Here is an 8,857-nt window from a genome sequence, read left to right as displayed (position 1 = left end):
CTGGGGAGCTGCCTCTGAGAAGCGGAAGCAGGGGGCCAATGAGGGCAAGATGAGAGGCTAGGGAGCGACGACATAGCGATCCTGGGAGAGGCGCTCGTTGCCCCGATACACGCTCACCTGCAAATGCTGGGGATCCAGCCGGTGCCCCTCTACACGGATGGGTGGGATCCTCAGGGCGTGGCGGGATCCCCGTCCCAGCACGGACACGATCAGATTTTGGCCGCGGATCTGAACTCGCAAGCGCACCGGCCAAGGGAAAGGGTTGCGCAGCTTGAGGTCGGCCAAGCCGTACCAAACGGTGGCATCCAGGCCAGGGGGCACCGATTCCACCTGCCGGTAATGGGGGTGCCTCTCCACCACCTCCAGCCCTGCCAACAGAGCAGCATTGTAAAGGCTAGAGGACACCTGACAGATTCCTCCCCCAACCGAATCCAGGGTTTCGGCCACCATAAACACCGGCGCGGGCACATAGCCTCGTTCCAGGCTGCGCGGCCCCACCACTTGGTTGAAGGAAAAAATCACTTCTGCCTGTTCCTGTGAGCGTGTCGCAGGCATGATGTAAACTCCATCCAGGCTTTGGACGGCTCGGCGAATGTTGTGGAGTTGAGAAGGAGTGCGCTCCTGCAAAGAAGTAACGTATTGGCTTAGGGTTGTTGGCGTGGGATCCGTCCACCACAAAGCCAGAAGGGCCAGCAGCACCCCCACCAACACAGCTAACCTTTGCAGGCCAACCTTTCCTCTCACCTCACACTTTGCCCTTCAGAAGGGGTTTCAAGGACTCCGTCCCGCTGGCGCGAGCGGGCAGTTGGCGGGAACCGGTCGCAATCACCAGCTCTTGGGCGCGGGTACCTGCCGGCAACGTGCGGGATGGGCGTAGGGCCACCAGAGCAGAGCCTTGAGCATCCACCTGAAAGTCACCACAGTGGAGGAACTCGCCATTATCCAGCTTGAGCCAGAGGGAGTAGCGCTCCCCCGCCACCGGTTGGGGCAGATCCCGTGCGGCCAAGATAACCTCCTGCCAGTCTCCTGGGCGAAACAGCACATTGGCCGTCCCCACCTCCCCCTGCAAATGCACCAGACGGGATCCCGGCTGTTGCAGGAGATGAGACAATGCTCGCACCGGCTCTAACTGGGCTAGTTGCAGTGCTTGCCGCAGTCGCCAGTTGTCCAAGCTGAGCAGAACCAAAATTGCCGCCACCAAGCCTCCCAACCAGCGCCACCCCACCCCAAAAGCAGGCAGTGGAGAGTGAAGGGGGACTGCCATCTCCTGCTCGCGCAAGCCCATAGCCCCCACCTCTGCCATCACCTTATCGCGCAAGCTGGCAGGCGGGAGCACTCCTGGCAATCCGTAGGGCAACAATTCCAAGGTTTCTTGCAAGGCTTGCAGTTCGGCCACCAGCCGAGGGTCTTGAGTTAGGCGTGCCTCTAGAGCACTCGCCTGCTCGGGAGACAAGTCCCCCAGCAGATAGCCGGCCAGTTCTTCCCGTTCCTCTGTTAAAGGGGGCGAGGTGGATAAGGACTCCGTCCCGCCGACGCGAAAGGACTCCGTCCCGCTGACGCGATCAGACATGGCCATCCCGACACCAGAACTCAACTCCAAACCTAGGACTCCGTCCCGCTAACGCGAAAGGACGCGGTCCCGCTGACGCGAGCAGAAACCCAGAAGGGCGCGCAGGGATCCCCGCAATTTGCAGAGAGCTTGGCGAGAGCGGGTCTTAACCGTCCCCAACGGGATCCCCAATTGGCGAGCAATGTCCGCCTGGCTCAACCCTTGGTAATAGAGCAACTCCAGGATCTGCCGCTGGCTTTCGGGCAGTTGGCCGAGGGCCGCTTGCACCGCTTGCCGCCGCTCCTCGATGGAAACCTGCTCAAAAGGGAGCGGGATCTTGCTATGGGACTCCGTTCCGTCAACACGAACGGCGCTGAGAATGGTCTGCCAGCGTTTCAAAAGAAGTTGGTGGCTGCCCTGAGAACGCAGACGGTCAATGGCCCGCGAGCGGGTCAGGATGCACAAAAAACTGCTCAGGGATCCCCGCCGCTCGCGCGACTCGGACGGAGTCCTTGGATCACAGCCAACCTTGCGCCACAGCTCGACAAACACCTCCTGAGTCAGGTCTTCTGCCTCGGCCACGTGGCCCAGGATCTTGAAGGCCAGCCCATAGACCAAGCCGGCATAGCGATCGTAGAGCGCAGCCAGAGCAGCAGGTTGCCCCGCCTTGAGCGCTTCCATCAGCTCCCAATCGGCGCGGGATGACCAATCTCTCACCCGCTCACGCCAGCGGGACGGAGTCCCTGGTTGCTCACCCATGCTACACCCAGCTTCGCCCCACAGAACTATACACAGAACTACAGAGAAGACCGACCTGCTCGAAAGTTTATCCCCTCAGCCACGACGGGCCGCCCATTCCAGGCTGAGCAAGGCTGTGTTCACCAGCAAGGCCAGGGATCCCACCGCCAGGGATCCGGCCCAGATCTTGTCGTAGCGACCGGCCTGGGCAATGCCGTCGAACAGCAGGGTTCCCAGTCCCCCTGCCCCAAACTTGGCGCCCACGGTGGCAATGGCAATGGCCACAATTGCCGCCAGCCGCAGCCCTGCCAAAACAATGGGCAGCATGAGCGGCACCTGCACCTGCCACCACCGTTGCCAGAGGTTCATCCCCATGCCCTTGGCAGCTTCCAGGATGGCAGGCTCGACCGAGCGCAGGCCCACGCAAAAATGGCGCACCAAGATCACCTGCGTGTAGATCACCATCGCCACCACCACCGAGCGGGCATTGAGGCCAAGCCAGGGCACCAACAAAATGATCAAAGCCAGGCTGGGCACTGTGTACAGGATGCTGAGGATCCCCATGACCGGCAGGGCCAACCAGCGCACGTGGTGAACCAGCAGAGCCAGCGGCACCGCCAGCACCACCGCCATGCCCAGGGTCATCCCCACCATCGCCAAATGCTCTTGGGTGAGCTGCCACACCAGGCCGGGATGGCTGAGGAGATAGCTCACGCGGATCCCCCCTCCAGCATGGCCAAGCTGCGAATGTGATCCAAGGTCAAAACGCCGATGGCCCGCCCGTCCTCCCACACCGTCAGGGCTGCCGCCCCTGTGCGCAACAGCAGGGACAAGGCTTGCCGCAAAGTGGCCTGGGGCCTCACCATCGCTCCCTCTTGGATTTTGTGGTTGTGCGGGATCCCGGCCATCGCCGTTTCCACCCGCAGCACACTCAACTGCCGTACCATGTCATCTGCCCCCAGCAGTTCCCTGACAAAGGGAGTAGCCGGCTGGGTGAGCAGCCGAAAGGGAGTGTCGAACTGCACCACCCGCCCCTTCTGCATCACCAAAATGCGATCCGCCAGGCGCAGCGCCTCTTCCACATCGTGGGAGACGAACAGGATGGTTTTTTTCAATTGCCGTTGCAGGCGCAGGATCTCCTCTTGCAGCTTGCTGCGGGTAATGGCGTCGATGGCCCCAAAGGGCTCGTCCATCAGCAGCAGCCCTGGATCCCCGGCCAGCGCCCGCGCCAGCCCCACCCGCTGCTGTTGTCCACCCGACAGTTGGGCAGGGTAGCGGTGGCGGTACTCGTGGGGGGGCAAATTAACCAAGCTGAGCAGCTCGTCCACCCGCTCGCGGATGCGCTCCTTCGGCCACCCCAAAAGTCGCGGCACTACCGCCACATTCTGGGCCACCGTCATGTGGGGAAACAGCCCCGATTGCTGGATAACATAGCCGATCCGCTGCCGCAGAGCCGTGACGGGAAACTGGCGGATATCCCGCCCGTCCAAGCGAATCTGCCCCTGGGTGGGATCCAGCAAGCGATTCACCATTTTCAGAAGGGTGGTTTTGCCGCAGCCAGAAGGCCCCAGGATGACCACCAACTGGCCCGATTCTATGGAAAAACTGCACTCCTCCACAGCTGGCTGGGAACTGTGGGGAAAGCGCAGCGATACCCGCTCGAACTCGACGGTGCTCACCTCAGGGTCTCATGCAACAGGCAAGGTTATTTCTTGAGAATGCCGGCTTCCACCAAGAAAGTTCTGGCCACCTCCGCCGGCTCCTTGCGGTTGCCGCTCACCTCGTAGTTCAACCGCTGCATCACCTCGTCCGTCAGCAGGGGGGAAAGGGCATTTAAGGCAGCGGCAATGCCGGGGTTGGCCTCTAGGGTGTCCTTGCGCACCACCGGCGCCACCTGGTAGGGGGGGAAAAGCTGCTTGTCATCCTCCAGCAGCACCAGGTCAAAGGCGGCAATTTCTCCATCGGTGCCGAAGGCCACTGCCACATCCGCTTCCCCATTGACCAAGCCCTGGTAGCGGAGGCCGGGATCCACTGCTTTGTAGGCCTTGAGCCGGAAATTACCGTAGACGGCTTGGATCCCAGGTAGGCCATCCTCGCGGGCTTGAAACTCCGGCGGCCCGATCATCACCAGCTCGCCCGCTTTGGCCACCATGTCCGAGATGGTGGCGATGCCCAGCTCAGCCGCTCTAGTTCGGGTCATGGCCAGGGCCTGAGTGTTGTTCATGGGGGCGGGATCCAGCCAAATCAATCGGAACCGGCTCTCGTACTCGCGGGCCACCGTCGCGTACACCTCTGCCGGGTCGCCGCTGGTGGGCAGTTTAAGCACCGTCAGCAGGCCGGTGCCGGTGTACTCTGGGTAGAGATCGATCTCGCCGCTCAGCAGGCCCGCATGAGCTACCGGCGTGCCCCCCAGGTTGAGCTTGCGCTCCACCGTGAACCCTGCCGCCTCCAGGGCCAAGGCATACATTTCCCCCAGAATAAACTGCTCGGTAAAGTCCTTGGAGCCGACGATGATGGGCCTGGCGAGGCCCCTCTGGGGAGCGAGAACAAGAACCGCCAGCCCCGACAGGGCTAGCAGGGCCAAGCGACGAGTGGTTTTCAGCATAGACAAGGTGAGAAGGGATCCCAAACTCAAGATCAAGGGGCCCTGCCAAGAGAGTTCCGGCCTGGGCCAGGAAGTTTTGGCTGTCAAACCACCATTAAACCATTATTTTCCCTGAGCCTTGACATACTCCCCTGCCTAAAGGCAGGGGATTCTGGTTCCTGGTTCTGCGACAGCACTTACCGTGTCAGGTTGCCCCTCCACAGCAGCGGTGCTCATCTCCCCAGGCGTTCCCCCTTTCGGGGCGGTTCCCTTTTGCCCAAAGGTACCGTTGCTCCACTCCTCACCCAACAGCTCCAACCCTTTGCGCAGGATGTTGATGGCCGCATTCTCATCCCGGTCGATCACCACCCCACACTGCGGGCATTGATGGGTGCGAGTGGACAGCGTCTTCTTCACCCGGTGGCCACACCGAGAACAGTCCTGACTGGTGTACTGGGGCGGCACGGCCACCACCACCTTGTTGAAGACCTTCCCGTAGGAGTCCAGCCACCCGGTGAATAAACTCCACCCGGCATCGTGAATAGTGCTCCGCACCGCTTACGCGAGCGACTTGGCCAAGTGGTGATTCCACACCAAGTTGCGCACCGGCAAGTTCTCATACGCCACGATGTCGCTAGACAAAGCGCTCCGCGCCGCCGTAGGCGAGCACTACGCACCGGGCCAGCTTGATGACCCAGTCTCTACGCTGGCGTTGGACTTTGAGATGCACCTTGCCCAGCCGCTTCCTCTGCTGGTGGTAGTTCTTGGATTGGGGTTTGGCCCCTCTCCGAAACTTTCTGCTCAGTCTCCTTTGCTGTTGTTTCAACCTCCTCTCGGCACGACGCAAAAACTTGGGACACGGCACAGCGTTCCCATTGCTGTCGGTGTAGAAGTGCATCAAGCCCACATCCAGCCCCACCACCTCGCCGGTGTAGCCCACCTTCTCCCGACGCTCCACGTCCAGGCAGAACTGGGCGTAGTAGCCATCGGCTCTCCGCACTACCCGCACCCGATTGATTTTCAGGGTGAGGATGTCCCGCCGCGCCTTGTCGTTGCAATACAAAGCAAAGGTGCCTGCCTGGAAGCCATCCGTGAAGGTGAGGGACATCCCATCTGCTGCCAGCTTCCAGCCGGAGACTTTGTACTCCACGGAGCGACAATGTTTCTGGAACTTGGGATAGCCCTTCCGGGCTGCCTTCTCCTTGCAGCGGCGGTAGAAGTTGGAGATGGCAAACCAGGCTCGCTCCGCACTGGCTTGTCGGGCAGAGGAGTTCAGCTTCTGGGCGAAGGGGAACTCTCTGGCCAAGTCCTTGCAGAGGGAGTACAACGTGGCCCTGTTCACCCCCTGATGATTTATCCAGTGGCGCAGGCACTTGTTGCGCACGAACTGGGCAGTCCGAATGGCCTCATCCAGGGCTTGGTACTGCTGGGCTGTGCCGTTGAGGAGCTTGGCTTCGAGGACGCGCATGAGCCTACTTTATCAAAGGTCTAGCAAGATAAAAGCCGCTCTTGTCGCGTCAGCGGGCCGTAGGCCTTAGGGCGGGGCTTTAAACCCAGTTTTCTTGGTAACTGCAAGGATTGACAATAGAGATCGCCGGTACGTTCCAGATGACCTTGAAGTAGCGATGCGCTTTTTGGACTCCGACCCATGCCCGAACAATCGGATCCCCTCACCCGCAGCTTGATTGCCCTGATCCGGGGTTACCAGGTCGGCATTTCTCCTTGGCTGCCACCTGCTTGTCGCTATTACCCCACCTGCTCTCAGTACACCTTGGAAGCGGTGCGGCGCTACGGTGCCCTACGTGGGGGTTGGCTGGGGCTCCGTCGCCTCTGTCGCTGTCATCCCTGGCACCCAGGGGGCTACGATCCAGTTCCCGATTTGCCGGGATCCGCGCCGACCCAGAAACCATTCCGCTAGCCGGACTCAGGAGACATTTAGGTCGATTGTGGGTAGCAGGCCACAACCTCGATTTCTACTCGGGCATTGAGGGGCAGGCGAGCCACCTGCACGCAAGAGCGGGCCGGAGCCGGATCGGTGGCAAAAAACTCTCGATAAACCTCGTTCATGGCCGCAAAGTCCTCCATATCGGCCAGGAAAACCGTTGTCTTCACCACATTGGCGAGAGTGGTGCCCCCCGCTTCCAGCACTGCCTGCACGTTCAGCAACGCCTGCCGAGTTTGAGAAACAATGTCCTCCCCCACCAGTTTGCCGGTTTTGGGATCCAGGCCCACCTGTCCGGCGGTGAACAGAAACGGCCCCAGAGCAGTAACGCCCTGGCTGTAGGGGCCGACAGGAGCGGGGGCAGCTTCGGTTTGCACGCCACAAAGACATGGCCCAGGCCGATCCCGGTAGTGGCCGATCTCTGGCTGGGCCGGCTTCGTCTGCTCCATAGAGGTTTGCCCAACTCTGTCGCTACGCTACCACAGGTGGATCGCCAAAAAGCGGGGCTGAGAATGCCAAGATGAACTCGTTGAGAGGGAGAGGGATCCATGCCTTTGATCAAGCTGCAAACGTCTGTGCAACCAGAAATCGCCGCAGTAGAGGAACTGCTCAAGGTGCTGTCTGCTGCTCTATCTGAACAGTTGGGCAAGTCGGAAGCCTACGTGATGACCGCCTTTGAGGGTGGGATCCCGATGACCTTTGCTGGCAGTGGGGATCCCTGTTGTTACCTAGAAATCAAGAGTATCGGGCAATTTTCCGCCCAACAAACCCGAGCCATGAGCGAGTTTTTTTGCAGCACCATCGAGGCCCGATTGGGGATCCCCAAGAAGAGGATTTACATTGAGTTCAGCGATGCCAAAGGCTATCTTTGGGGATGGAACGGCACGACTTTCGGGTAAAGATACTTCCCCCACTCCAAGAGCTGTCTACTCTGGCTTGCCCTAGCTCGCCTCACAAGAACTTTGTAGGAGTTTAGCCAATGGAAGAGCTACCTCAACTCAACACAAATCCCCAAAAGCAGCGGATTTTGCTTAAGCTTGCTACCGGCTTGGGCTTGGCCATTTTTATCTTTTGGGCAGCCCATCGATTGGGATTTTTTGGAGTTATTCAAGACTGGCTCGCCGAAGCTCTGGCTTGGATTGAAAGCTTGGGGTTGCTGGGGCCAATCCTCTTCATTGCCATTTACATTGTAGCGACGGTGCTGCTTCTACCAGCCTCGGTGCTGACCTTGGGGGCAGGAGCTGTGTTCGGGGTGGTGGCCGGAACTGTGTACGTGCTGATCGGGGCAACCATTGGAGCGAATTTGGCCTTTTTCATCGGGCGCTACTTGGCGCGGGAACAGGTGGCGAAATGGATTGAGGGAAATGCCAAGTTTGCGGCCATCGATCGAGCGTTGGGACGTGAGGGATGGAAAATAGTCGGCCTGATTCGGCTGTCGCCTGCGTTTCCCTTCAATGTGCTCAACTACGCCCTGGGGCTGACCCAAATTTCTTTTCTGGATAACTTGCTGGGCACCGCTGGAATCGTGCCGGGCACTTTTATGTATGTGTACATCGGCTCATTGGCGGGATCCCTGGCCGACATGGAAGGCGCGGAGTTGGATCCTCAGGCTCAAACCGCCCAATGGGTCGTTCGCCTCGTGGGGCTCATCGCCACCATAGCCGCTACCGTCTACGTCACTCGCATTGCCCGCAAAGCCCTACAAGAAGCGGTGGAGCCTGCCTAGGGAATTGTATTTTAAACAAGAATGAAATCTGTTGCATTGCTTCCCAACTCCTCTCTCTCTGGGAGAAGGACTGGAGGTGGTCGCGGAAGCGGCGCGGAGCGTTTGGGCAGCAGTAGGAGTGTCTCAATCCAGTTTGAAATGACTATAAGTTGGCTCGGCGAGCTAGTGTGTAGAAAGCACCGGGTTGAGAACGCTCACCGTTGGGCAGAGGCTTAGCCGACAGCTTGACAGAGGGTTTCCTGCCTGATACATTTACGCTGAACACTGCTGAACATCACTGTTCAACTATGCAGCGATAGCATTCTGTTTGTTTCCAAA

General features: G+C 59.8%; 12 protein-coding genes. 3 read left to right on the top strand and 9 right to left on the bottom strand.

Going from position 1 to position 8,857, the window contains the following annotated elements:
- Positions 1–57: 57 nt before the first annotated feature.
- The 8 genes from NW870_RS12590 to NW870_RS12555 form a co-directional block, all read right to left on the bottom strand.
- On the bottom strand, positions 58–744 hold the full coding sequence (locus NW870_RS12590; protein ID WP_414375577.1) for a VanW family protein: 687 nt from the start codon (positions 742–744) through the stop codon (positions 58–60).
- 1 nt (position 745) lies between these two features.
- Entirely contained in the window at positions 746–1,570 is an 825-nt protein-coding gene (locus NW870_RS12585; RefSeq protein WP_414375576.1) for an anti-sigma factor domain-containing protein, read from the bottom strand.
- Between the two features lie 48 nt (positions 1,571–1,618).
- Positions 1,619–2,308, bottom strand: a complete 690-nt coding sequence (locus tag NW870_RS12580) for a sigma-70 family RNA polymerase sigma factor (RefSeq protein WP_414375574.1) — start codon at positions 2,306–2,308, stop codon at positions 1,619–1,621.
- Positions 2,309–2,383: 75 nt separating this feature from the next.
- Entirely contained in the window at positions 2,384–3,001 is a 618-nt protein-coding gene (locus NW870_RS12575) for an ABC transporter permease (RefSeq protein ID WP_414375572.1), read from the bottom strand.
- Positions 2,998–3,966, bottom strand: coding sequence for an ABC transporter ATP-binding protein (locus tag NW870_RS12570; protein WP_414375570.1), 969 nt, complete (start codon positions 3,964–3,966; stop codon positions 2,998–3,000). The genes NW870_RS12575 and NW870_RS12570 overlap by 4 nt, the downstream gene beginning before the upstream one ends.
- Before the next feature lie 26 nt (positions 3,967–3,992).
- Positions 3,993–4,979: a glycine betaine ABC transporter substrate-binding protein gene (locus tag NW870_RS12565; RefSeq protein ID WP_414375568.1), complete on the bottom strand. Its 987-nt coding sequence runs from the start codon at positions 4,977–4,979 to the stop codon at positions 3,993–3,995.
- Between the two features lie 48 nt (positions 4,980–5,027).
- The gene (locus NW870_RS12560; protein ID WP_414375566.1) at positions 5,028–5,426 is read right to left on the bottom strand and encodes an RNA-guided endonuclease InsQ/TnpB family protein; all 399 of its coding nucleotides are present in this window, start codon (positions 5,424–5,426) and stop codon (positions 5,028–5,030) included.
- Positions 5,427–5,505: 79 nt separating this feature from the next.
- Entirely contained in the window at positions 5,506–6,339 is an 834-nt protein-coding gene (locus tag NW870_RS12555) for an RNA-guided endonuclease InsQ/TnpB family protein (RefSeq protein ID WP_414375564.1), read from the bottom strand.
- A gap of 180 nt (positions 6,340–6,519) precedes the next feature.
- Between NW870_RS12555 and yidD the strand changes: the two genes are divergently transcribed.
- Positions 6,520–6,789: a membrane protein insertion efficiency factor YidD gene (yidD, locus tag NW870_RS12550; RefSeq protein ID WP_414328846.1), complete on the top strand. Its 270-nt coding sequence runs from the start codon at positions 6,520–6,522 to the stop codon at positions 6,787–6,789.
- A 17-nt stretch (positions 6,790–6,806) separates the two neighbouring features.
- On the opposite strand, the gene NW870_RS12545 is transcribed toward yidD, so the two are convergent.
- Positions 6,807–7,190 carry a RidA family protein gene (locus tag NW870_RS12545; RefSeq protein WP_011432209.1) on the bottom strand — a complete coding sequence of 128 codons (384 nt, stop codon included), beginning with the start codon at positions 7,188–7,190 and terminating at the stop codon, positions 6,807–6,809.
- Between the two features lie 171 nt (positions 7,191–7,361).
- On the opposite strand from NW870_RS12545, the gene NW870_RS12540 reads away from it, so the two are divergent.
- Positions 7,362–7,712 (top strand): phenylpyruvate tautomerase MIF-related protein, encoded by a 351-nt coding sequence (locus NW870_RS12540; RefSeq protein ID WP_414375562.1) that lies wholly within the window; start codon positions 7,362–7,364, stop codon positions 7,710–7,712.
- 80 nt (positions 7,713–7,792) lie between these two features.
- The gene (locus NW870_RS12535) at positions 7,793–8,539 is read left to right on the top strand and encodes a TVP38/TMEM64 family protein (protein ID WP_414375560.1); all 747 of its coding nucleotides are present in this window, start codon (positions 7,793–7,795) and stop codon (positions 8,537–8,539) included.
- The last annotated feature ends 318 nt before the right edge of the window (positions 8,540–8,857 follow it).

The organism is Synechococcus sp. R50.1, from assembly GCF_047462115.1.
Lineage (GTDB): Bacteria > Cyanobacteriota > Cyanobacteriia > Thermostichales > Thermostichaceae > Thermostichus.
The sequence above is the reverse complement of the archived record's forward strand: the minus strand, read 5'-3'. Positions and strand labels throughout refer to the sequence as shown.